Source organism: Amycolatopsis sp. NPDC004169 (genome assembly GCF_040610315.1).
GTDB lineage: Bacteria > Actinomycetota > Actinomycetes > Mycobacteriales > Pseudonocardiaceae > Amycolatopsis.
The window spans coordinates 73,931-96,869 of sequence record NZ_JBEXMD010000022.1 but is presented as its reverse complement, the minus strand read 5'-3'; the positions used below and the strand labels follow the sequence as shown (position 1 = coordinate 96,869).

Sequence of the window (22,939 nt, the reverse complement as noted above, 5' to 3'; positions counted from 1 at the left end):
TCATTCGCATCTGGGCCGAGACCGGTGGGAGGGATCCGTGCAGGAGGGCTTTCGTCCGCCGCAGCAGGCGCGCAGCCGCGCGTCACTGGAGAAGGTGCTGGCCGCGGCCGAGTACGTGCTCGCCCACCGCGGCCACGAGGAGTTCACGATCGGCGCGGTCGCCGAGCGGGCCGGACTGTCGGTGGGCGCGATCTACCGCCGCTTCGCCGGCAAGGACCAGCTCCTGTTCGCGGTGAAGCACCAGTTGCTCGACCGCCTGGAGACGAACGTCGGCACGGCACTGCGCGGCTCGGGGCCCGGGTTGCGCGAGGTCGTCGGTGCATTCACCCGGGCACTGGCGGACACCTTCGCCACCCACGACCGGATCTTCTCCGAGCTGCTCGACGGCCAGCGCGCGGACGGTCGCGAACGCGGCCTGCAGGCCTTGGCCGCCATCCAGCAGGCGTTCGTCGAAGCCGCGGGAGACAGCCCGGCCGTCCGGACCGCCGCGAGGACCGTCATCGGCGCTTGCGTGCACCGCGCCGCCACGGGCCGCTATTGGCCCGACGGACTGGACTGGACCACGTGGGCGGCCGAGACGACCGAGATGACGCTCGCCTACTTGGCCGTCGCGAAATAGGCGTCCAGCGCGTCTTCCCACGACCGCATCGGGGTCAGCCCGGCTTCCCGCCACGCGGCCGGGGACAGCACCGAGTACGCCGGACGCGCCGCCGGGCGGGGGTACTCCGCCGTCGTGCACGGCTTCACCCGCGCCGGGTCCGCGCCCAGGTGCCGGAACACCGCGCGCGCGAAGCCGCACCAGCTCACCTCGCCCGCGTTCGTGCAGTGCAGGATCCGCTGCGACGGCCCCTCACCCGCAGCCGCCCGCGAAGCCAGCTCCAGCAACCCCGCCGCCAGGTCGGCCGTCCACGTGGGACCGCCCACCTGATCGTCCACAACGGACAGCTCGGGCCGGGAGGGCTCCAACGCGGCCATGGTCTTCACGAAGTTCGACCCGGACCGCCCGTAGAGCCACCCGGTCCGCACCACCCACGAAGCCGCCCCGGACCCGAGCACCGCGTCCTCGCCCGCCGCCTTCGTGCGGCCGTACGCCGAGCGCGGTCCCAGTGCGTCCGAAGGCTCGTACGGCTGCGAAGCATCGCCAGGGAACACGTAGTCCGTCGACACGTGGATCAGCGGCACCCGCCGGGACGCGCACGCCGCCGCCAGCACCCGGGGTCCGTCCGCGTTGACCGCGAACGCGCGCTCCTCGTCGGTCTCCGCCTTGTCGACCGCCGTGTACGCCGCCGCGTTGACGACCACCGGCAGCGAGCCCGCTTCCCTGGCGCGCTCGGCCAGGCCGCCGACCGCGGCCAGCACCTGGCCCGTCACCGTCACGTCCAGTTCGGCGGAACCCGGCGCCACGACGTCCACCGAAGGGGACGCCAGCGCGGCGAGATCCCGGCCGAGCTGTCCGGAACCACCCGGCACGAGCACCGTCAGCCGCACACGAACTCCTACTTCTTCAGCGCGGCCCGGCCGGAGAGGGGCTCCCACCACGCACGATTGTCCCGGTACCAGGCCACTGTCTCGGCCAGGCCGTCCTCGAACGAGACGCGCGGAGCGTACCCCAGCTCCTTCCCGATCTTCGTGATGTCCACCGAATACCGGCGGTCGTGGCCCTTGCGGTCCTCGACCGGTTCGACGCTGTCCCAGTCCGCGCCGACCGCCTCGAGCAGCTTTTCCGTCAGCTCCCGGTTCGTCAGCTCGGTGCCGCCGCCGATGTTGTAGATCTCGCCGGGCCGCCCCGCCTCGGCGACCAGCTGGATGCCGTGGCAGTGGTCGTCCACGTGCAGCCAGTCGCGGACGTTGAGCCCGTCGCCGTAGAGCGGCACCTTGCGCCCGTCGAGCAGGCTGGTGACGAACAGCGGGATGACCTTCTCCGGGAACTGGTACGGACCGTAGTTGTTGGAACACCGGGTGATGCACACCGGCAGCCCGTGGGTGCGGAAGAAGGAGCGCGCCACCAGATCGGAAGACGCCTTCGACGCCGAGTACGGCGAGTTCGGCTCCAGCAGGTGGTCTTCGGTCCACGAACCGTGCTCGATCGAGCCGTACACCTCGTCGGTGGACACGTGGACGAACTTGCCGACGCCGGCTTCCAGTGCCGCCTGCAGCAGGTTCTGCGTGCCGAGCACGTTCGTCAGCACGAAGTCGGCGGCGCCGAGGATCGAACGGTCCACATGCGACTCGGCGGCGAAGTGCACGACGAGGTCAACGCCGGTCATCACGTCGACGACCAGTGCCGTGTCGCAGATGTCGCCGCGGACGAACCGCAGCCGCGGGTCGGCGGCGACCGGGGCGAGGTTGGCCTCGTTGCCCGCGTAGGTGAGCTTGTCCAGCACGACCACCTCGGCGTCGCGCAGCGCCGGGTAGGCGCCGGTCAGCACCTGCCGGACGTAGTGCGACCCGATGAAGCCGGCACCACCGGTGACCAGGACCCGCATCTTCCCGCCTTTCCTCACGCCCCCGGGCGGGGCATTCCGCCCCCAGCCTACGGAGGCCCCACAACACCCTCAGTAGAGTCTGCGCCGGAGGCACACTGGTGCCATGGGGGAAGCACGGGGTCACAGGGGAGGAAGCGCGTGACCGAACAGGCTGCGCCGACCATCCCGGCGCGCCGGCCACAACCGGCCGCGGTGTTCGCCCGCCGCGGCGGCAAGGTCGTCGTGTCGTTGCTGTCCGTGGCGATCCTGGCCCTGACCTGGTACGGCTGGCAGTACATCGGCGACCCGAACACCGGCCTGACGACCACGAACGTCTTCGCCGACACCGAAGCGCACGCGAAGCCGCTCGACGGCGCGATCGACATCCTCCTGGTCGGCCAGGACAGCCGCACGGACGCGCAGGGCAACCCGCTGCCCCGCGAGGTGCTCGACATGCTGCACGCCGGCGTCTCCGACGGCGAACTGAACACCGACACGATGATCCTCGTGCACATCCCCCAGAACGGGAAGCAGGCGATCGCGATCTCGTTCCCCCGCGACTCGTGGGTGGAACTGACCGGTGGCTTCGGCAAGCACAAGCTCAACAGCGCGTTCGTCTACGCGTACACGGACACTTACCGCGCGTTGCAGCGCAAGGGCGTGACCGACCTCAAGCAGGCCGACCAGGAAGCGAAGGTCGCCGGGCGCAAGAACCTCATCGCCACCGTCGAGAAGTTCATCGGCAAGCCGGGCATGATCGACCGCTACGCCGAGGTCAACCTGGCCAGCTTCTACGAGATCACCAAGTCGATCGGGGGCGTCGAGGTCTGCCTCAAGGGTCCGGTCAAGGAGACGAAGTCCGGCGTCGACCTGCCGGGCGGGCGCCAGACGATCGAAGGCGTGCAAGCGCTTGCGTTCGTCCGCCAGCGCTACGGCCTGCCGAACTACGACCTCGACCGGATCGCGCGGCAGCAGGCGTTCCTGTCCGGGCTGGCCCGCAAGGTGATCTCGTCCGACGTGCTGACCAGCCCGGTGAAGATCGCCGACCTGGTGTCAGCGGTGAAGAAGTCCGTCGTGGTGTCGCAGGGCTGGGACCTCACCGAGTTCGCCGAGCAGATGCGCGGCCTGACCGGCGGCAACATCGAGTTCCACACCATCCCCACGCTGGGCAACGCGACCATCGGCGGCGCCGACGTGCTGCGCGTCGACCCGGCCCAGGTGGCGGCCGAGGTGGCGCGGCTGACGGCGGACGGCGACACCCCGGCGGGGCCGTCGTCGACGCCGGCGCAGCTGCCCGGCGCCCAGGCCGTCACGGTCGAGCTGTTCGACGGCTCGGGTTCGCCGGGGCTGGCCGGCCAGACGCACGCCATGCTGCAGGGCAAGGGCTTCACGCTCGCCGCCGACCAGAAGCTGAGCACCCGCGCCGCGACGGTCGTCCGGTACAACCCGGCCGACGAGACCGCGCTGGCCCTGGTCAAGCAGGCGCTGGGCACCAGCGTCCAGGCCGAGCCGGACCGGGACGTCACGGCCGGGCACGTGCGCGTGCTGCTGGGCAAGGACCTCCGGAACTCGGCCGCCGGCCCGGGTGGCGCACCGACGTCGACCGCCGCCAAGCCGCCGGCCACCGCGTCGGCACCCGCCACCCCCGCCGCGCCGACGATCACGGCGGGCGACGTCCCCTGCGTCAACTAGACTGCGTACGCAGGGTGTTCGGGGGAGGAAAACCAGGGTGGCAGAGGACCAGGAAAAACCAGCGGTGGACACCGAGCCGGTCACGCAGAGCGACGACTGGAAGCCGTCGCCGTTTCCGCGGCAGGCGCCCGCGCCGTCGCGGGTGCGCCGCGTGGGCCGGGTGACGCGCCGGGTGGCGGTCGGCCTGGTTTCGCTGCTCGCGCTCGGCGCCAGCGGCTACGTCTACGTCACCAAGGACCAGCTGCAGAGCACGGTCCCGACCACCGACGCGCTGACCCCGCGGGCCGGCGAGCCCGCGCCACCGCCCGCCGACGACGGCGCGGAGGACATCCTGCTCGTCGGCAGCGACGCCCGCACCGACGCCCAGGGCAACGCGCTGCCGCCGCGGGTGCTGCGGCAGCTGCGCACCGAAGCCAACGACGGCGCGGTGAACACCGACACGATCATCGTGCTGCGGGTGCCGAAGAACGGCGGCAAGCCCTCGGCGGTCTCGATCCCGCGCGACACCTGGACGGCCGTTCCCGGTCGCGGCGATGCCAAGATCAACTCGGCGTACGGCGTGGCGAAGGCGCGCGCCGCGCAGGCGTTGCGGGGGCAGGGCGAGCGCGACCAGGCGAAGGTCGAGCGCGACTCCGACACCGAAGGCCGCCGCGTGCTGGTGCAGGCGGTGCAGGACCTGACGCAGGTGCGGATCGACCACTACGCCGAGATCAACCTGCTCGGTTTCTACCTGCTGACCGAGGCGCTCGGCGGCGTCAAGGTCTGCCTGAACCACGCGACCGAGGACAAGGATTCCGGCGCGAACTTCCGCCGCGGCGAGCAGACGGTCTCCGGCGGCGAAGCGCTGTCCTTCGTCCGCCAGCGCAAGAACCTGCCGCGCGGCGACCTGGACCGGATCGTGCGGCAGCAGGCGTTCCTGTCTTCGGCACTGCACCAGCTGCTGTCGGCGGGCACGCTGACCAGCCCGGGCACGCTGAACGACCTGATGGACGCGGTGCACCGGTCGCTGACCCTGGACCCGGGCCTCGACCTGCTGCAGTTCGCGCAGCAGGCGAAGGGGATCGCGTCGGGCGACCTGACGTTCGCGACGATCCCGGTGATCACGGCGAACGGCCGCAGCCCGGACGGTCAGAGCATCGTGCAGATCGACCCGAAGGCGATCCGCGAGTTCGTGGCGGGCCTGGCCGGCCGCCCGGCCCCGGCGGCGGCCCCGCAGGCGTCGGGTGGCGGCTCGGGCAGCGGCGCCGCCCCCGCCGCGGCGCCGCTGCTCCGAGACTCCCCCGGAGTGCCCTGCGTCAACTGAAGTCGGCGCGGTGCTCCTCCGCCCACTGCCGGAACGTCCGCGGCGCGTTCCCGGTCACCTCGCGGACCACGTCCGTCACCGGCGACGGCTCCTGCACCGTCCGCGCCCAGGCCCCGAGGACCGACTCCGGCACGCCCGACGGCCAGCCGAGCGCCAGCATCCGCTCGACCGCCTGCTCCTTCGTCAGCTCTTCGACCCGCAACGGCCGGCCGAGGACGTCCGCGAGCACCTCGGCCTGCTCGCGGAACGAAATCGGCTCCGGGCCGGTCAGCGCCAGCGACTCCCCGTCGTGTGAGCCGTCGATCAGGATCCGGGCCGCGACGTCGGCGATGTCCCGCTCGTGGATCGCCCCGATCCACGAGTCCGGGTACGCCGTGCGGACGACCCCCTCGGCGACGTCGGCCCGCCAGCCCAGGGTGTTCGTCGCGAAGGCGCCCGGGTTCAACGCGGTCGAAGCGAACGACCCCGCGGCCAACGCGTCCTCCACCGCCCGGTGCAGGAGCGCGATCCGGCTGTGCGCGGCATCCGGTTCGAGCGTCGCGGCCGACGACAGCAGCACGACGTGCCGCACGCCGGCCGCTTCGGCCGCCTTCACGAACGCTCCGATGCCCTGCGGCCGGGTGTAGAGGAAGGCCGCGGAGACGCCGTCGAGCGCGGGCTCCAGCGTCGAGGCGTCCTCCAGGTCCGCGCTCACCTTCGCGACGCCGTCCGGGACGTCGAGCTTCGCGGCGTCACGGCTCGACGCGCGGACGTCCTGACCGGCCGCGACGAGCGAGCCGACCACCGCCCGCCCGACGTGGCCGGTGGCTCCGGTGACGAGAACGGTCATGAAATCCCCCAGCTGTCGGGATAGGTTTGCTTTCAAAGCAAACGTACTGACGGCGGCGATGCGGTGTCAACCGGCGCGGCGCGCGGTCCGCGCTTTAGCCTTGTCCCCATGAGCCTGACCGACGAGCTGCTGCGCCCGCTGCCGGCCGCCCAACCGTTGATCACCCACTACGACGACCAGCTGGGCAGCCGCGTCGAGCTGTCCGTCGCGACCACCGCGAACTGGGCGGCGAAGACGGCCAACTGGCTGACCGAGGAGTTCGACGTCGAGCCGGGCGACGCCGTGGCCGTGCAGCTCCCGGCGCACTGGCAGACCGCGGGCGTGCTGCTCGGGGCGTGGTGGTGCGGGGCGCGCGTGGTGACCGAGGGCGCGGGCGCGCGGGTGGCGTTCGTCGGGCCGGACGACCCGGAGCCGACCGGCGCGGCGGCCACCGCCGTCGTCACGCTCGACCCGATGGGCCGCGGCCTCGCCGAGCCGCCGGGCGGCGGTGCGTTCGACTACCTGAGCGAGGCGCGGCTGGCGGGCGACCAGTACCGCCCGCTCTTCCCGATCCCCGGCGGCACGGCCGCGCTCTTCGACTCCACTGTGGACGAGGTGCTGGCCGAAGCGCGGGCCCGCGCGGCGAAACTCGGCCTCACCGCGGACGACCGCGTGCTGTCCACCCGGGACTGGACCGGCCCGGACGGCATCCTCGACGGCTTCCTGGTCCCCCTGGTGGCGGGCGCCCACCTGGTCCACGTGAGCAACGCGGACCCGGGCAAGCTCGCCGCCCGCCGCGAAGCGGAACGCACCACCACCGACCTCCCGGAGTGAACGGTGAAGGCCACCTCGGGCGAGGTGGCCTTCACGCAGAACCGCCGGTCAGGCGGTCTGCAGCTCGCCGACGTCGGCGTCGCGGCGGGCGCGCTTGCGACCCCACAGCAGGTGGTCCAGCGAGAGCCGGCCGCCGTTGAAGCCGAGGGCGAGCCCGGCGAGCGCGAGCACCAGGACCAGCTCGTAGCCGCCCTGGCCGGTCAGGCCGTTGTCGATGTGCACCGAGAGCAGCGCACCGACCGAGATGACGACGTAGCCGATGCCGACGAGCGGCAGCAGGAAGCCGACGATGAAGGCGACCGAGCCGAGGATCTCGACGGTCATCGCGAAGACCGCGGCGGCCGTGGGCAGCGGGATGCCCGACATCTCGAAGAACTTCGCCGTGCCGGCGATGCCGTTGTCCCACTTCTGAAGCCCGTGCGCGAGGAAGACGACCGCGACGCCGATCCTCCCCAGCAACAGGGCCACGTCCTTGAATCGTCCGAACATCCGGTTTCAGCTCCCCGAGTAGGTGAAAGTTCAACTGACCCGACCCAAAGTAGGGCACCGGGCACCCACGCCGAAGCTCCGGACGGTGATCGACAGGAAACCGACAGGCACCGTTCAGCGCTTGTGCGCCCGGGCCGCGCCGAAGCAGTACACGCCGAACGCGGCGAGGCCGAGCGCGACCACGATCAGCAGCACGGTGCCGAAGGGCTGGGCCGAAAGCGTCTTCAGGGCGGCGTCCAGGCCGCCGGCCTTGTTCGGGTCGGCCGTGAACCCGGCGATGGCCAGCAGGATCGCGACGATGGCGAGGACGACGCCCTTGGCGAGGTAGCCCGTGGTGCCGATCCAGCCGATCCAGCGCTTGGTCCTGCCCGGCAGCTCGGTCGTGTTGAGGTCCTCGAGGAACTTCTTCTTCACGCCCTTCACCCCCGCGGCGATGGCGACGCCGAGCACGCAGGCGGCGGCTATTACGACCAGCGCCGGCCCGGCGGGCAGCTGGAGCAGCTTGGCGGTGAACTCCTGCTGCTTCTCGTTGCCGGACCCGCCGCCCCCGCTGCCGGTGGCGATGCGGATGGCGGTGATGCCGAGCAGGATCACCACGACCCCGCGCGCGGCCGCGCCGATCCGCTTGCGCGTCCGCTTGCCGCCGCTGACCCACTCGTACCCGGTGGCGGCCATCAGGAACTGCCAGAGCCCGAACAGGATCAGGCCGACCGCGACGACCCAGAGCAGGACCTGGCCGAACGCCGTGGAGCCGATCTGCTGCAGTGCCCCCTTCTGGTCGGCCTGCTCGCTGTCGCCGAAGGCGACCTGCAGCGCGAGGTAGGCGATGACCAGGTGCACGACGCCGTAGCACGCCATGCCGGCGCGGCCGAGCACTTGCGCGGTGTTGCTCTTCTCGCCTCTTTCGGCGGTGGCCTCTGTCCGGTTCATGCCTGCTGTAGTACCCACGCCCGACCCCGATCCACTGGGCCAAGCGGCCTAATCACTTGCTGTGCCTGCGACGATCGGACGGTGAGCGCGCCACTGACCGGCTACTGGTCGGACCAGGAGGTGTACCCGGGCTCCCCCGAGTACACCGAGCTGGGCTTCCGCGCCGACGGCTCGGGCTGGCTGTACTGGGCGAGCTGGAGCAAGGAGTTCGTCGTCCGCCGCTTCACCTGGCAGGTCCCGGCGCCCGGCCTCCTGACCGCCCGGCTGCACCTGACCCTCGGCGGCCAGTGGTCGGTGGCCGAGGGGGACGTCACGCACCGGGTCGAGGACCGGGAGGAGGCCGACGACGTGGTCGAGCTCGGCTGGGCGATCGGCCCGGACGCGGAGCTGACCCTGGACCGCCCGCTGGACGAGGTCTTCGGCGGCACGAGGTTCCGCCCGGTGGCGGACGGCGGCACCGATCCGACGCTCGGCTAGGCGGGGCGGCGGCGCACCTCGTCGAGGCCGGCCCAGCCGCCGTTGACGGCCAGCAGGGTCAGCACCTGCTCCGCCTGCTCGGCGAACCGGGTGAGGTCCTCGTGCAGCAGGGCCGCGCGCTCGCCGTCGAGCTGGTCGAAGTCGTCGAACCAGAGCGAGATGGCCGAGCCCGCCGTGACGGCGAGGCCCTGCGTCAAGCTGAGGAACCCGGGCGACGGCGTCTCGGCGGCCGCGCGGTAGGCGGTCTCGATGTCGTCGCACGCGGCGAGCAGGTCACGCAGCTGGCGGACGGCGCCGGCCGGGGTCCCGTCCCAGGCGGCGGTCGGCCAGGCGCGATCGGACAGCTCGAGCCACAGCCGCCAGCCGGCGACCAGCTCGGCTTCGTCGTGGGGCGTCCAAGACGCCGGAACCGGCCAGTACATGAGTTCGAGAGTGACACCGCCGGAGCGCAAATCCGCCCCGGCGGTGGGTTATGTCTCATGTGGCGAAACTCAGGAGATGACGGGCGGCACAAAAACACAGGGCGGCGTCTTGGCGTGCGCGGGATCGAGCGCGTTGAGCACCAGCCCCTGCGCGACGGGGTCGTAGGTGATCCCGAGGTGATCGGTGAAGTCGAGCCCGCAGACGTCTTGGAGCAGGACGTTCTTCACGTTGGGCGCGGGAGCGAGGAAGGCGCTGCGGTACGGCGTCACGACGTCGTCGTAGCGGGTCTGGATGACGGTGTACTGGATGCCGGGCACGGTTTCCCCGCCGGCGTTGAGATCGGTGAGGAAGTCCGAGCCCACCGCCTGCTCGTTGCAGGCCTGGCAGACGGTCCCGAGCGCGGCGGGCACCCCGGGGATCCGCTCGAGGGTGCTCAGCAGCCCGAAGAGATCGGTCCCGTGGTTCGACGGCGACAGCCCGACGAGCCTGCTGATCTTGCCCGCGCCGCCGAGGTACTTGATCCAGTACCGGATGTTCATCCCGCCCTGCGAGTGCCCGACGACGTCGAGCTTGGCCGCCCCGGTGGCCGCGAGGATGCGGTCCCCGAAGGCGGCAAGCGCTTTCGCGGTGTCGGCCACGGGCCCGACGGTCTGCAGGAAGGAGCCGGGAGCACCGCCGAAGTTCCCGGCGAAGACGCAGTAACCGGCGTCGGCGAGCTTCTGCGAGAGGTTGGCCCAGTTCTCGTAGGCGTTGGCGGTGGTCCCGTTGGAGAGCAGGACGGGATTGGGATGCTGTGCACCGGGCCGGCAGTTCCAGTCGTTGGCCCCGGGCGGAGCGATCGTCGGCGCCGCGAGCGAGTAGACGGCGGCGGTGAGGATGGTGGGCTGCACCGGCCCGGAGGGTTCTCGTTCCGCGGCCTGGCCGGTCCCCGCCCCCATCGCGAGTGCCGCCACCGTGGCGGCGGCCGCCGTGAGCCACCTGCGCGTCGTTGCGCCCATCCGCTTCACCTCTCTGTGAACCGATGGTGATCCGCGTCACCGATGGCTTAACGCGCGAGTAACTTGTTCGAACCTCCCCCTGGTGGGTTATTTCCCTTCTTCGCCCAGCGCGGTCCGGAAGTAGCCGGCGAGCTTCTCGACGGCGGGGTCGATGAACTCCTTCTTGTCGTAGAGGTCGACGTGGCTGGCCCCCTCGATCCAGTGGAGTTCCTTGGGCCCGGTGGCCCGCTGGTGCACCTCGACGGCCATCCACGACGTGACGGCCCGGCTCCCGACGATCTGGAGCACCGGACGCGGCGCGATGAGCGGAACGGCGTGGAAGGCGTCGAACGCGGCGAGCTTGTCGACGCTCGGCCAGGTGAGGAACTTCGCGGACCGCTCGTGCTCGCCCCGCGAAGTGCAGTAGTACTCGAAGCCCTCGACACCGTGCTCCCCACCGAGCGCCTCGGCCTGCGCGGCGGTCTCGGGGAACATGGTCAGCACCCCGGGATCCCCACCGAGCGCGGCGGTGGTCCGAGCCTGGCCGGCCAGCCTGAGCAGTCCCTCGAAAACGGCCGGATCCTGGGTCCCGTCGGCGCCGAACCGGAACTGCCGGGCAACATCGGCCCCGCTGACGGTGGCCACGGCCCGCACCCGCGGATCACCCCCGGCGGCGGCGAGGGAGTACCCACCGGAGGCACAGATCCCGAGCAGCCCGATCCGGCCGGCGTCGACTTCCGCCCGGGTGCCGAGGTAGGAGACGGCGGCCTTGAAGTCCTCGACGCGCTGGGCGGGGTCTTCGAGCCCCCGCGGCAGCCCGCCGGACTCACCCTGGTGGGCGGCATCGAAGGCCAGGGTGACGAACCCGCGTTCGGCCATCAGGCGGGCGTAGGTCCCGGAGGTCTGCTCCTTGACCCCGGTCCCGGGGTGCCCGACGACCAGGGCAGGCCACGGCCCGCCCGAGTCCGGGGTGTAGAGGTGCGCGGCGAGCGAAATGCCGTTGCTGTCGAAACGGACGCTGGTCCTGGTCATCAGTCCTCCTGGGAGTGCGGCGTTTGCTCCACCACATTCCGCCGGATCCGGCCGGCCCGGGAGAGACAGGTTTCTGCCGGGGAAAGAACTTGCCCCCCTCAAGAGGTCGAGGCACCCGGGACACTGGAGGCATGACGCCGGATCCCGACCCCAAGGCGCTGGGCGCGTACCTCAAGGCCCGCCGAGCCCAGCTGACCCCGCAGGACTGCGGCCTCCCCGAGCCGGGGGCGCCGCGGAGGGTGGCCGGCCTCCGCCGGGAAGAGGTGGCCGGCCTGGCGGCGATCAGCGTGGACTACTACACACGCCTGGAGCAGGGCCGCGTCCGGGCATCGGCACCGGTGCTGACGACGTTGGCGAGGGCGTTGCGCCTGAACGAGGACCAGCAGAAGTACCTGTACGAGCTGGCCGGCCGAGCCGACGCACTCCCCCGCAGGCGCCGTTCCCCGCAGCGCGTGCGGCCGGCCATGCGCAGGCTCCTGACCCAGCTGACGGCAACCCCGGCCCTGGTACTGGGCAGGCGCTTGGACATCCTGGCGTGGAACCGAGCAGCAACGGCCCTGTTCACGGACTTCGAGGAAATCCCCCCACAGCAGCGCAACTACCTGCGCATGCTGTTCACGAACGACCAAATTCGAAATATGCACGAGAACTGGCAGCACGACGCCCGAGAAGCGGTAGCGGCCCTGAGAATGGAAGCGGCTTCCGACACAACGGACCCCGACCTGGCCCGCTTGGTGGGAGACCTGTCCCTACAGGACCCGGACTTCAGCAGGTGGTGGGCCGAACACCAGGTGAACAACGCAACGTACGGAACAAAGCACTACAACCACCCGACAACGGGAAGAATGACACTGGACTGCGACACATGGACAAGCCCAGACGGCTCAGGCCAGCGCCTGATGGTCCTGACGGCAGAGCCGAAAACCCCGTCACACGACGCCTTACTGATCCTGACAGCATGGGCCGCGGGAGAACAAACCCGAACCCGATAACCCCAACAGACCAAGGCACAACCCAGACCACCCGCAACCCCGATCCGAAGCCAAAACACGGCCGGCAGCAGTTTGTCAAGGCACGCTTTCCCGCCTTGACAAACTGCCGCCGGCCGTAGTCACAATCACGGCTTCGGGGTTGCGAAAACCCCCGAGTCAGCCCCGAAGAAGAGCCCGAGCCATGACAACCTTCTGAATCTGGTTGGTGCCCTCGTAGATCTGCGTGATCTTGGCATCCCGCATCATCCGCTCAACGGGGAAGTCCCGGGTGTACCCAGCCCCGCCAAAGAGCTGAACAGCATCAGTAGTAACTTCCATGGCGATATCGGACGCATAAGCCTTCGCGGCGGAAGCCATGAACCCGGCCCGCTTGTCCCCCCGCTCCGAAGCAGCAGCCGAGGCATAGACGAGATGCCGAGCAGCCTCGATCTTCGTCCCCATATCGGCCAGCATGAACTGAACACCCTGGAACTCGGAGATCGACTTCCCGAACTGCTTGCGATCCTTCACGTAAGCCACAGCAGCATCCAAAGCACCCTGGGCAATACCCAGAGCCTGCGCACCGATGGTCGGCCGGGTGTGATCAAGGGTCCGCAGAGCGGTCTTCAGCCCGGTACCCGGCTCACCGATGATCCGATCCTCGGGAATGGTGCAGTTCTCGAAGTAGATCTCCCGGGTGGGCGACCCCTTGATCCCGAGCTTCTTCTCCTTGGTACCGACCGAGAAACCCGGGTCGTCCTTGTGCACGACAAAAGCCGAAATCCCGTTCGCCTTCTTCTCGGCATCGGGATCGGTGACCGCCATCACGGTGTACCAGGAGGACTCACCGGCATTGGTGATCCAGCACTTCGTCCCGTTCAGCACCCAGTGGTCCCCGTCGAGCCGGGCCCGGGTCCGCATGGAAGCGGTGTCCGACCCCGCCTCGCGCTCCGAAAGCGCGTAGGAAGCCGAAGCCTCACCGGACGCGATCGAGGGCAGCACGAGCTTCTTGAGCCCCTCGGAGGCGGACAGGATGATCGGCTGGGTGCCCAGCTTGTTGACCGCCGGGATCAGCGAGGCGGAAGCGTCGACCCGAGCCACCTCTTCGATGACAATGCAGGCACCGACGGCGTCCGCGCCCTGCCCGTCGTACTCCTCGCCGATGTGCACGGCGTTGAAGCCCGACTTGACCAGCGCGTTGTACGCCTCGATCGGGTAACGCTCGTTCTCGTCGACCTCGGCCGCGTACGGCGCGATCTCCTTCTCGGCCAGAGCCCGGACCGCGGCCCGCAGCTCCTCGTGCTCCTCGGCAAGCTGGTACAGGCCGTCGGTCACTTCCGGTCACCTTCTCTGCAACGTCGGGAGGGGTCTGTCGATGTTAGCGCTCGTTCACCTACGTCGTCCTTGTGGCGTTGACCGCACCGTTCGTATGGTCGGGTGATGCCGATCACCGCGCCGATGACGCCGCCCGGTCTGCCCACCTCCCTCGACTACCCCGAAGTCCCCGTCGGTTCGATCCTGGCGGCGGGTGCCGCGCGCTGGGGCGACCGGACGGCCTTCGCCCACGACGGTCACCAGCTCACCTTCGCCGAGACCCACGGCGCCGCCTGCCGGTTCGCCAACGCGCTGCGCGAGCGCGGCATCGGCCGCGGCGACGTCGTGGCGCTGCACCTGCCGAACTGCCTGGCCTTCCCGGTCGCCTACTACGGCACGCTGCTGGCCGGGGCCACCTTCAGCCCGGCGAACCCGCTGCTCCCGCCGGGCGACCTCGCGTTCCAGCTCACCGACTGCGAGGCCGCGGCGGTGGTGACGTACGGCCCGGTCGCCGGCGCGCTGGCGAGCGTCGCCGACCGGATCCCGGCGCGGTTCACCGTCGTCGTCCAGCCCACCGGCGACCTGCCCGACGGCGCCACCGAGTTCGAGGCCTTCCACGCCGGCCGGCCGGAGACGCCGCCCGCCGTCGAGCTCGACGTCCACGAGGACCTCGCCCACCTCGCCTACACCGGCGGCACCACCGGCCGGTCCAAGGGCGTGCGGCTGACCCACCGCAACGTCGTGGTCAACACGCTCCAGCACGCCTGCTGGGGCACCGGCTCGGTGCCGGCGCTCGACGCGCGCGGCGACGTCACGATCGACCAGATCGGCAGCGAGGAGGAGTGGCCGTCGCGGCTGGGCACCGGCGTCGCGATCAACCTGACGCCGTGGTTCCACGCGATGGGCATCATCGGCGGCCTCAACGCGGCGGTGATCGCCGGCACGACGATGGTGCTGCACACGCGCTTCGACCCGGCGGCGTACGTCGCCGACGCCGAGCGGCTCCGCGTCACCGGCATGGGCGGCGCGCCGGCGCTGTTCGCGGCCCTGCTCGCGACGCCGTCGTTCCACACCGCCGACCTGTCGTCGGTCCGCTCGATCGGCTCGGGAGCGGCGCCGATGAACCACGCGATGATCAACGCGCTGCGCACCCGGTTCCCGGACGTGGTGGTCACCGAGGGCTACGGCCTCACGGAGGCGACGATGGGCGCGGTGATCTCGCCGACGTACCGCTCGGGCACGCGCAAGGTGGGCTCGGTGGGCGTGCCGATCTTCGACACGGAGGTCAAGATCGTCCCGGCCGAGGGCGGCGAGGACCCGCTCCCGCCGGGCGAGCGGGGCGAGGTCTGCCTGCGCGGCCCGCAGATCATGCTCGGCTACCGCAACCGCCCGGAGGAGACGGCGGCGGCCCTGGTGGACGGCTGGCTCCACACGGGCGACATCGGCATCCTCGACGACGACGGCTATCTGTCCATTGTGGATCGCAAGAAGGACATGCTGCTGTACAAGGGCTACAACGTGTTCCCCCGCGAGCTCGAGGAACTGCTCACCACAATGCCGGGCGTCGCGGCGGCCGCGGTGGTCGGCCGCCCCGACCCGGAGGTCGGCGAGCTGCCGGTGGCGTTCGTGGTGCCCCGGGGTGCGCTGGACGCCGACGAGCTGATGGCCGCGGTCAACGAGAAGGTGCTGCCGTACAAGCGCTTGCGGGAGGTGCACGTGGTCGAGCAGATCCCGGTGTCGGCGGCGGGAAAGGTGCTGAAACGCGAGCTGCGGCAGCAGCTGTCCTAGAACGTCGGCTTGAACCGGCAGGACGCGGGGGTGGCCCGGCAGTCGTACCGCTGGGCACCATCGGTACGCACGATGTACTCGATGTTGTGGTTGCCCCACGCGGTCGTGGCGAAGGCGGGCTGCCCGACGGGCGGGACGACGAGGGTGCGTTTGCCGCCGCGGTAGGAGTATTCGATGCGGACGCGCCAAAGGCAGAAGCACCGCTCGGTCTTGGCCTGGATCACCAGGTGCTCCGGCTTGCCCTGCTCGACGAACCGGATCTTGCCATCGGAGAGGTAGGGCCGCGCCCCGGCGGCGCCGTCCCCGGGCACCAGCGCGGGGATTTCGGCACCGGCCCCGGAGTCGAGCCGGAATTCGACGAGGGCGGTTTCCCCGCTGCCCTGCGGATCGGCGACGAAGGCGGTCCCGGCCAGCGGCGACCGCCGCTCCTCGACGACGGCGGTGATGTTCTCGATGTCGATCCGCGCGGACCGGTGGCTTTCCAGGGTCACCTGCTGGCCGGAGGTGCCGAGCTGGGCATGGGTGTGCCGGCGCACCTCGTCGAGCACCTGCGCCGAGGCGGGAGTGGTGAGCTCGGCATCGGTGGCCCAGTACTGCCCGGCGAGGAGATCGGGCCGGCTTTCCCCACGCGCGGAGAGGACATCATCGGAGAAGAGATCGCGGGCCCGATCGGCGACGAGCGGCGCAACCCCGGGAACGGCGACGGCCAGCACCAGAGGGGTGACGGTCGCGAGAAGCCATTTGGGCGCCCGGCCGAGCCCACGCCACCAGGCAGGCCCCTTGGTCGGCCGCCGGGCGGGTCGAAGGGAGGTCCGCCGCCCGGCGACGACCGGTGTCCGCTTCCGGCTCACGCCTCGGCACCTTCCTGGTCAGCGCGGAAGGAGGAGGCCGCCGGCTCCGATTCCCCGGCCGCCGCTGGCTCGGCCACCGACTTCGGCCCTCCGGCCGGCCTGGGCTCACCCGCCGGCTTCGCCGTCCCGGCCGCCGCTGGCTCCGCCTGCGCGCTCGCTTCTTCGCCCGATACCGGGTCGGCTGCCGGCTTCGAGTCGGTGGCCGGAATCGGTTCTGGCTCCGCGTCCGGCCCGGGCGGCAGCTCCTCGCCGTGCTCCGGGTCCTCGATCACCCGCGGCCCCACCACCACCGCCAGCAGGGGCACCGCCGCCAGTGCCGCGAAGAAGCCCGTGCCGAACGTCAGCTCCGATCGCTGCGCGCTGATGCGGTTCGCCACGCCGGTCGGGTCCCACAGCAACCACGCGTTGATCAACAGCACCCCGTACAAGCCGCCGCACACGTACAGGGCCGTTGTTCGGGCCGCCGTCTGGGGCCAGCCCGTTGTCACCGCCGTTGTCACCAAGAGGACCAAGATTGCGATCAATCCCGCCCGGTAGATGCCGGGTCAGCCCGTGACCACCGCCGGGAGCTCTCCGTCGGTGATGTCGATCTCGAACCACGGCAGTGCCTGGGACAGCACCACCAACGGCACCGCGAGCACCAGGGCCGTCAGCCGGACCACCGGCGTGCGCCGGGCCGGCGGCGCAGCGGGCGCCGACGCCAGCGGAATGCGCGTGGCCGCCGGGACGCCCGCCACGGCCACTCCGAGCCCGAGCAGCACCAGCCCCGTCGTGTAGAGCACCAGGCCCTGGGCCGCGTTCACCAGCACGTCCGGGTGGAGCTGCTCCGGATCCACGCCGGTGGCCGGCAGGCTGGACCGCATGTCGGCCGCGTTGGCGCGCAGCCCGACCACCATCGCCGCCAGCGCCGGCACCGGTGCGCACACCACCACCGGCAGCCAGCGGACCCCCGTCCGGCGGCGCGCGGCCGACAACGCGAGCACCGCGCCCATCGCCGCCACCACCAGGAGCACCGCGAACGTCGGGCCCTGGCGCTCGATGGCCGTCACCGTCAACGGGAACGGCGGGTACCGGGAATCCACCCGCACCGAAACCCAGGGGAACGTCAGCGCGACGACACCCAGCGCCGCACCGGTACCCGCCAGGACGACGCCGACGAGCCAGGGCACCGCAACGCCGCCGCCCGGCCGGGAATCCGCCATTTCCGCCCCTCGACCACTCCGGGAAATCCGGATTCAGGACCTTAGCGAATCCTCCCCGGCACCGAAGGCGAATCGGGGCAGAATGTCAGCGACCGGCCTTTTCGCGCAGCGCCGCGTCCTTGTCCAGCACCAGCTTCTCCAGGTCCGCCTGGAACTGCGCCATCTTCGCGCGCAGGCCCTCGTCGGACGCCGCCAGGATGCGGACGGCCAGCAGACCCGCGTTGCGCGCGCCGCCCACCGAGACCGTGGCCACCGGGACGCCCGCCGGCATCTGGACGATCGACAGCAGCGAGTCCAGGCCGTCCAGGTACTTCAGCGGCACCGGGACGCCGATCACCGGCAGCACCGTCGCCGACGCCACCATGCCCGGCAGGTGGGCCGCCCCGCCCGCGCCCGCGATGATCACGCGAAGGCCGCGGGAGGCCGCCGACGTGGCGTAGTCCAGCATGCGCTGCGGCGTCCGGTGGGCCGAGTAGACGCCCACCTCGTACTCGACGCCGAACTCGTCCAGCGCGGCGCCCGCCGCCTCCAGCGTCGGCCAGTCCGAGTCGCTGCCCATGATCACGCCCACCTGCGGCGCCATACCGACCTCTCCCGTCAGTGGATTTCGTAGCCGTCGAGCCAGACGGCGTGGGACAGCCAGTGCGCCGACAGCAGCGCGCGGTTGCGCAGGTCCTCCATGCGCTCGCCGGTGAAGTTCACGTGCCCGAGCTTGCGGCCCGGCCGCTCCTGCTTGCCGTACAGGTGCACCCGCGCCTCCGGGTACCGCGCGAACAGGTGGTGCAGCCGCTCGTCCGGCCCCATCTCGGGCAGCTCCGGCGCGCCGAGCACGTTCGCCATCACGCACGCCGGCGCGATCAGGTCCGTCCGGCCCAGCGGGTAGTCGAGCACCGCGCGCAGGTGCTGCTCGAACTGGGACGTGCGCGAGCCGTCCATGGTCCAGTGCCCGGAGTTGTGCGGGCGCATCGCCAGCTCGTTCACCAGCAGCCCGGTGTCGGTCTCGAACAGCTCGACCGCGAGCAGCCCGGTGACGTCCAGGGTCGCCGCGATCCGCAGCGCCAGGTCCTGGGCCTCGTGCACCCGCGAGTCGGGCAGCCCCGGCGCCGGGGCGAGGACCTCGGTGTTGATGCCGCCGGTCTGCACCGTCTCCACCACCGGGTACGCCGCGCCCTGGCCGAAGGGCGAGCGGGCGACGAGCGCGGACAGCTCCCGCCGCATCGCCACCTTCGCCTCCACCAGCAGCGCCGTGCCCGCTTCGAGCAGCTCCGGCACGGTCTCGCGGGCGTGCTGCGCGGTGTCGAGCATCCAGACGCCGCGGCCGTCGTACCCGCCGGTCGCCGCCTTGAGCACCACCGGCCAGCCGTGCTCGCCGCCGAACGCCACCACGTCGTCCACAGAGGACACCTCGGCGAACGCCGGGCCCGGGACGCCGAGGCCCGCCATCATCTCGCGCATCACGAGCTTGTTCTGCGCGAAGCCGAGCGCGGACGCCGCCGGCCGGATGACGTGGCCCTCCATGGCCAGCGTCAGCAGGTGCTCCCCCGGCACGTGCTCGTGGTCGAAGGTGAGCACGTCGACCGAGGCCGCGAACTTCCGCAGGGCGTCGAGATCGGTGTGGTGCCCCAGCGTGACATCCCCGGCGACGAGCCCCGCCGCCTCGTTCTCGCTCGCGGCGAGCACGTGCAGGGACTGGCCGAGGGAGATCGCCGCCTGGTGGGTCATCCGGGCCAGCTGGCCGCCGCCCACCATGCCCACGACGGGCAGACCGGTGTGTTTGTCCATAGCGCCAGTCAGCCTAAACGGTCACGACCTGGGGTGACCGCCGGACCAGGCGAAGCTCACGCGCCGCGAGCCCCAGGATGCCGCCCGCCGCCGCGAGCACGTACACATTGCCGAGGACCGACCACCCCAGGCCCCAGCCGAACTCGACGTCCCCGCCGTTGGGCACCAGCATCACGACCTGCGAGACGAACAGCGCCGTGACCGCCGCCGCGGCCCACCAGCGCGCCTTCACCAGCAGCAGCGTGATCAGCGGCACGCACCACACCCAGTGGTGCGACCACGACACCGGCGACAGCAGCAGCCCGTAGAACGCCGTCACGAGCAGCGCCGCCGCGTCCTCGCCACGCCGGTGCAGCCGCACCACCAGCCACACCGCGGGCACGGCGAGCACCGCCGCCACCCCGACCGCCACCGCCAGCGACCAGGGCGCCAACGCCGAGGCCCGGTTCACCAGCCCGTTGAGCGACTGGTTGAAGATCCAGTGCACCGACCCGACCCGGCTCGGATCGGTCGCCGAATCCCGCCAGAACCGCATCGCGTCCACCGGGATGACCGCGAACATCACCGCTTCGAGCGCCACGAACGTGCCCAGGGCCCGCAGCCCGTCCTTCCACCGGCCCGTGAAGAACAGGTGCGGCACGAAGATCAGCGGGGTCAGCTTGATCGCCGCTGCCACGCCGATCAGCACGCCCGCCCACCGCGACCCGCGGACGGAGAGCACCAGGACGTCCAGCACCACGAACGCCATCAGTATCAAGTTGATCTGGCCCAGGAACAGCGTCTTCCACACCGGTTCCAGCGCCAGGGCGATGACCGTTCCCGCCGGCAGCGCCCACCACCTTCTTCCCAGAAGGGATGTGCTCCCCGGCGACGACGAAACCACCGTGATGACGACCATAAGGGCGACCACCGACAAAACCGCGATCACGCCCCAGACCAGGCCCGATGGCACGAGGGCGAGTGGCAGGAACAGCGGCGCGGCGGCCGGGGTGTAGGTGAACGGCAGCCGCACCCAGTCCGGCAGCGCGGTCAGCACGTCCCGCGTGTAGAGCGGGTCGCCGTGCAGCAGCGTCAGCGCCCCCGCGCGGTACACGGCGCTGTCCGCGCCCAGGTGCCACCCGGCCAGCCAGACGACGACCCCGAAAGCCAGGACGAGCAGCGCGAGAACCCCGGCGAGAACGCGGCCGGTGCGCGCCTCAGACGCCGGCGGGGACGTCGACATCCGCGGCCGCCTTCTTCCGCGCTCGCCGCAGCAGCCCCCAGCGCAGGATCAGCGCGAAAGCCAGCACGACCGGCATCAGGATGTAGGCGTCCCCCAGCACGTTCTGCCACACCTTCCAGTGCAGCTCGACGTTGCGGCCGTTCGGCAGGATCAGCAGCACGCAGCTGACGAACACGAACGCCACCAACCCGGTCCCGACCCAGCGCCGCCACGCCGTCTTCGGGGTGGTCTTCGGCAGCCGCGAAACCAGCAGCACGATCAGCGGGATCACCCACACCCAGTGGTGGGTCCACGAGATCGGCGACATCAGCAGCGTCCAGAACGCGGTGACGAGCACCGCGGCCAGCGCCTGGCCCTTGCGGTGGAAGCGCAGCAGCAGCCACAGCGCCGGGATCGCGAGCAGCAGGCCGATGCCCATCGCCGCCTTCGACGCCCACGGCGCGAGGTCGGTGGCCCGGTTCATCAGCGCGTTCAGCGACTGGTTGCCCGCCCAGTGCACCGGCCCGATCCGGCCGGTGTCGGGCAGCGTGACGGTCCAGTACTTGGCCGCGTCGTGCGCGTTGATCAGGAACATCAGGCCCTGGAGCAGCACGAACGTCGCCAGCCCGCGCAGCGCGTCCATCCGGCGGCCGGTGATGAACAGGTGCCCGAGGAACACCAGCGGCGTCAGCTTGATCGCCGCCGCGACGCCGACCAGGACGCCGCCCCAGCGGCTCCCCCGCGCGCCGATGACCAGCATGTCCAGCAGGATCATGGCCATCAGGATCAGGTTGATCTGGCCGAGGAAGATCGTCCGCCACACCGGCTCGAGGCCGAGGCAGACCAGGAAGAACACGATGGTCGAGCGGGCGGGCGAGGCCCACCAGCGCGGCCCGTCGGCGGCCGGGCGCGGCAGCGCGCCGATGGCGATCCGGATCGACAGCGCCATCGCCCCCAGCGAGACGGCCGTGATCAGGCCCCAGGAAATCTGCGTCGGGAAGGCCGCGAGCGGGACGAAGATCAGCGCCGCCGTCGGCGGGTAGGTGAACGGCAGCAACGCCCACCACGGCTCGTTCGGCAGGGTGTTGGCGTCGTAGAGCGAGTCGCCGTTCAGCAGCGTCAACGCGCCGGCGCGGTAGACCGCGCTGTCGACGCCGAGCACCCAGTCGTGCTGCCAGCCGTAGATGCCGTACCCGATCGCGACCAGCGGAATCACCGACAGGATCAGGATCGACCGCGGGCGGACGGACAGCCGGGCGAGTGACTTCCGCAGGGCCAGCCGGTGCTGGGGTCTGGCCGCGACTGCGCCGTCGACGTCGGTGGATACGGTCCGGGTCACCGCACCAGGAAATCATGACCGGCCCGGTCGTGGTCCGAAGGGTCCGGGCGAAACCGGACTTTTCGGGTGTACTACGCGCGGGCCAGCTGGGCCAGCAGGTCGCAGGCCAGCTCGTGGGTGGCGGGCAGCCGCACCGCCGAGACGCGCGGGCGGCCGACGTCCGCCAGCTGGGCGTCGACCTGCAGCCGCTCGTGCAACGCCCGGCGCAGCGCGACGCCGCTCGAAGCGACCCGCTCGTCCTTCGGGACCAGGGCCGCGACGACGGACGGCCCGAGCGAAGCGACGCTCTGGCCGCTGTCGAAGACCGTCCGCAGCGCGTCCGCGACCAGGATCATCCCGGTCAGCCGCGGGAACCCGGCGATGGCGCTGAGGTCGAGCGAGACGACGAGCAGCACGTGGTCTTCGGCGGCCGGGCGCTCGCGCGCCTCTGCGGCGCGGTAGACCTCCGCGAGCCGGGTACGCAGGTAGGCCGCCGACGGCAGGCCGGTCAGCGGGTCGGTGACCTCGGTGTGCACGAGCTGGTCGGTGGCGACGTCCGCCCAGGCCAGCGCGGTGGTCCGGAGCAGCCGCGCCGGTGTCGCGTCGACGTCCGGCGAGACGAAGCCGTCGCCGCTGTGATCGAGCACGGCGTGCAGCGCGGCGAGGTCGACGAGGGTCTCCGCGAGCCCGGCCCCGGCCGCCGCCCGGGCTCTGGCCAGGCCGGCCAAGGCGGTTTCGGCGGCTTCGACGCGGCCCTTCGCCATCACCGCCGCGCAGACGGCGTCGACCTCGGGCAGCGCCCAGTCGCTCGGGAACCGCCAGCCCGCGGCGAGGCTGGCCGTGCGCCAGCGCGCCCGCAGCGCACGCAGGGAGGCGTCCCGTTCGGCCGGGGTGGGCGGAGTGTCACCGGAGCCGGATCGCGTAGCCGGAACATCCACTGGCCACCCGCCCCTTTCGTCCGGTTGATCCCGATCTTGTTCTGCGCTTCACGGTGTGGACGTACCCCGACGGGCCCCGTGACGCGTACTGACCGGTTTTTGTCGTGGACCTTTTCCCCGGCCGGCACCGGGGGTGGGTGATTT

The 22,939-nt window shown here is 71.3% G+C and carries 24 protein-coding genes; 7 read left to right on the top strand and 17 right to left on the bottom strand.

Features of this window, described 5'->3' with window-relative positions; genetic code table 11:
• Positions 1 to 37 precede the first annotated feature (37 nt).
• Positions 38 to 619 (top strand): TetR/AcrR family transcriptional regulator, encoded by a 582-nt coding sequence (locus tag ABZX11_RS27515; protein ID WP_354918052.1) that lies wholly within the window; start codon positions 38 to 40, stop codon positions 617 to 619.
• On the opposite strand, the gene rfbD is transcribed toward ABZX11_RS27515, so the two are convergent.
• Together rfbD and rfbB are read right to left on the bottom strand one after the other, a co-directional pair.
• A complete protein-coding gene (rfbD, locus tag ABZX11_RS27510; protein ID WP_354918049.1) occupies positions 598 to 1,488 on the bottom strand; it encodes a dTDP-4-dehydrorhamnose reductase in 891 nt (296 codons plus the stop codon). The two genes, ABZX11_RS27515 and rfbD, sit on opposite strands and share 22 nt — an antisense overlap.
• An 8-nt stretch (positions 1,489 to 1,496) precedes the next feature.
• Positions 1,497 to 2,486: a dTDP-glucose 4,6-dehydratase gene (gene rfbB, locus ABZX11_RS27505; protein WP_354918046.1), complete on the bottom strand. Its 990-nt coding sequence runs from the start codon at positions 2,484 to 2,486 to the stop codon at positions 1,497 to 1,499.
• A gap of 138 nt (positions 2,487 to 2,624) precedes the next feature.
• Here rfbB and ABZX11_RS27500 point away from each other — a divergent pair, with 138 nt between their 5' ends.
• Complete coding sequence (locus tag ABZX11_RS27500) at positions 2,625 to 4,157, top strand: LCP family protein (RefSeq protein ID WP_354918043.1); 1,533 nt, start codon at positions 2,625 to 2,627, stop codon at positions 4,155 to 4,157.
• Positions 4,158 to 4,194: 37 nt separating this feature from the next.
• The gene (locus ABZX11_RS27495; protein ID WP_354918040.1) at positions 4,195 to 5,460 is read left to right on the top strand and encodes an LCP family protein; all 1,266 of its coding nucleotides are present in this window, start codon (positions 4,195 to 4,197) and stop codon (positions 5,458 to 5,460) included.
• Here the strand turns inward: ABZX11_RS27495 and ABZX11_RS27490 are convergent.
• Complete coding sequence (locus ABZX11_RS27490) at positions 5,453 to 6,289, bottom strand: NAD(P)H-binding protein (protein WP_354918037.1); 837 nt, start codon at positions 6,287 to 6,289, stop codon at positions 5,453 to 5,455. The genes ABZX11_RS27495 and ABZX11_RS27490 overlap by 8 nt on opposite strands.
• A 108-nt stretch (positions 6,290 to 6,397) precedes the next feature.
• Between ABZX11_RS27490 and ABZX11_RS27485 the strand changes: the two genes are divergently transcribed.
• A complete protein-coding gene (locus ABZX11_RS27485) occupies positions 6,398 to 7,102 on the top strand; it encodes a TIGR03089 family protein (protein WP_354918034.1) in 705 nt (234 codons plus the stop codon).
• A gap of 48 nt (positions 7,103 to 7,150) precedes the next feature.
• On the opposite strand, the gene ABZX11_RS27480 is transcribed toward ABZX11_RS27485, so the two are convergent.
• Both ABZX11_RS27480 and ABZX11_RS27475 read right to left on the bottom strand, forming a co-directional pair.
• Positions 7,151 to 7,591 (bottom strand): DoxX family protein, encoded by a 441-nt coding sequence (locus tag ABZX11_RS27480; RefSeq protein ID WP_176173024.1) that lies wholly within the window; start codon positions 7,589 to 7,591, stop codon positions 7,151 to 7,153.
• A gap of 114 nt (positions 7,592 to 7,705) precedes the next feature.
• On the bottom strand, positions 7,706 to 8,521 hold the full coding sequence (locus ABZX11_RS27475; protein WP_176173025.1) for a DUF1206 domain-containing protein: 816 nt from the start codon (positions 8,519 to 8,521) through the stop codon (positions 7,706 to 7,708).
• 81 nt (positions 8,522 to 8,602) lie between these two features.
• On the opposite strand from ABZX11_RS27475, the gene ABZX11_RS27470 reads away from it, so the two are divergent.
• The gene (locus ABZX11_RS27470) at positions 8,603 to 8,998 is read left to right on the top strand and encodes a hypothetical protein (protein ID WP_176173026.1); all 396 of its coding nucleotides are present in this window, start codon (positions 8,603 to 8,605) and stop codon (positions 8,996 to 8,998) included.
• Here ABZX11_RS27470 and ABZX11_RS27465 read toward each other — a convergent pair.
• The 3 genes from ABZX11_RS27465 to ABZX11_RS27455 all read right to left on the bottom strand — a co-directional run bounded on the left by ABZX11_RS27465 (position 8,995) and on the right by ABZX11_RS27455 (position 11,430).
• Positions 8,995 to 9,420: a hypothetical protein gene (locus tag ABZX11_RS27465; protein ID WP_176173027.1), complete on the bottom strand. Its 426-nt coding sequence runs from the start codon at positions 9,418 to 9,420 to the stop codon at positions 8,995 to 8,997. The two genes, ABZX11_RS27470 and ABZX11_RS27465, sit on opposite strands and share 4 nt — an antisense overlap.
• A 69-nt stretch (positions 9,421 to 9,489) precedes the next feature.
• Positions 9,490 to 10,419, bottom strand: coding sequence for an alpha/beta fold hydrolase (locus ABZX11_RS27460; RefSeq protein WP_176173028.1), 930 nt, complete (start codon positions 10,417 to 10,419; stop codon positions 9,490 to 9,492).
• 87 nt (positions 10,420 to 10,506) lie between these two features.
• Positions 10,507 to 11,430: an alpha/beta hydrolase gene (locus ABZX11_RS27455; protein ID WP_354918030.1), complete on the bottom strand. Its 924-nt coding sequence runs from the start codon at positions 11,428 to 11,430 to the stop codon at positions 10,507 to 10,509.
• 131 nt (positions 11,431 to 11,561) lie between these two features.
• Between ABZX11_RS27455 and ABZX11_RS27450 the strand changes: the two genes are divergently transcribed.
• Positions 11,562 to 12,422, top strand: a complete 861-nt coding sequence (locus tag ABZX11_RS27450; protein WP_354918028.1) for a helix-turn-helix transcriptional regulator — start codon at positions 11,562 to 11,564, stop codon at positions 12,420 to 12,422.
• 156 nt (positions 12,423 to 12,578) lie between these two features.
• Here ABZX11_RS27450 and ABZX11_RS27445 read toward each other — a convergent pair whose 3' ends face one another.
• Positions 12,579 to 13,736 carry an acyl-CoA dehydrogenase family protein gene (locus ABZX11_RS27445; protein ID WP_354918026.1) on the bottom strand — a complete coding sequence of 386 codons (1,158 nt, stop codon included), beginning with the start codon at positions 13,734 to 13,736 and terminating at the stop codon, positions 12,579 to 12,581.
• 105 nt (positions 13,737 to 13,841) lie between these two features.
• On the opposite strand from ABZX11_RS27445, the gene ABZX11_RS27440 reads away from it, so the two are divergent.
• Positions 13,842 to 15,503, top strand: a complete 1,662-nt coding sequence (locus ABZX11_RS27440; protein WP_354918023.1) for an AMP-binding protein — start codon at positions 13,842 to 13,844, stop codon at positions 15,501 to 15,503.
• Here the strand turns inward: ABZX11_RS27440 and ABZX11_RS27435 are convergent.
• From ABZX11_RS27435 to ABZX11_RS27400, 8 genes are all read right to left on the bottom strand, one after another.
• Positions 15,500 to 16,354, bottom strand: coding sequence for a hypothetical protein (locus tag ABZX11_RS27435; protein WP_354918020.1), 855 nt, complete (start codon positions 16,352 to 16,354; stop codon positions 15,500 to 15,502). The genes ABZX11_RS27440 and ABZX11_RS27435 overlap by 4 nt on opposite strands.
• On the bottom strand, positions 16,351 to 16,767 hold the full coding sequence (locus ABZX11_RS27430; protein ID WP_354918017.1) for a hypothetical protein: 417 nt from the start codon (positions 16,765 to 16,767) through the stop codon (positions 16,351 to 16,353). The genes ABZX11_RS27435 and ABZX11_RS27430 overlap by 4 nt, the downstream gene beginning before the upstream one ends.
• 132 nt (positions 16,768 to 16,899) lie before the next feature.
• The gene (locus ABZX11_RS27425) at positions 16,900 to 17,556 is read right to left on the bottom strand and encodes a hypothetical protein (RefSeq protein WP_354918014.1); all 657 of its coding nucleotides are present in this window, start codon (positions 17,554 to 17,556) and stop codon (positions 16,900 to 16,902) included.
• A gap of 85 nt (positions 17,557 to 17,641) precedes the next feature.
• Positions 17,642 to 18,139, bottom strand: a complete 498-nt coding sequence (gene purE, locus ABZX11_RS27420; RefSeq protein ID WP_176173033.1) for a 5-(carboxyamino)imidazole ribonucleotide mutase — start codon at positions 18,137 to 18,139, stop codon at positions 17,642 to 17,644.
• Positions 18,140 to 18,153: 14 nt separating this feature from the next.
• The gene (locus ABZX11_RS27415; protein WP_176173034.1) at positions 18,154 to 19,338 is read right to left on the bottom strand and encodes a 5-(carboxyamino)imidazole ribonucleotide synthase; all 1,185 of its coding nucleotides are present in this window, start codon (positions 19,336 to 19,338) and stop codon (positions 18,154 to 18,156) included.
• 13 nt (positions 19,339 to 19,351) lie between these two features.
• On the bottom strand, positions 19,352 to 20,560 hold the full coding sequence (locus ABZX11_RS27410) for a glycosyltransferase 87 family protein (protein WP_176173035.1): 1,209 nt from the start codon (positions 20,558 to 20,560) through the stop codon (positions 19,352 to 19,354).
• The gene (locus ABZX11_RS27405) at positions 20,535 to 21,878 is read right to left on the bottom strand and encodes a glycosyltransferase 87 family protein (protein WP_176173036.1); all 1,344 of its coding nucleotides are present in this window, start codon (positions 21,876 to 21,878) and stop codon (positions 20,535 to 20,537) included. The genes ABZX11_RS27410 and ABZX11_RS27405 overlap by 26 nt, the downstream gene beginning before the upstream one ends.
• Positions 21,879 to 21,949: 71 nt before the next feature.
• Positions 21,950 to 22,795, bottom strand: coding sequence for a GGDEF domain-containing protein (locus ABZX11_RS27400; RefSeq protein ID WP_354918008.1), 846 nt, complete (start codon positions 22,793 to 22,795; stop codon positions 21,950 to 21,952).
• Positions 22,796 to 22,939: the final 144 nt, after the last annotated feature.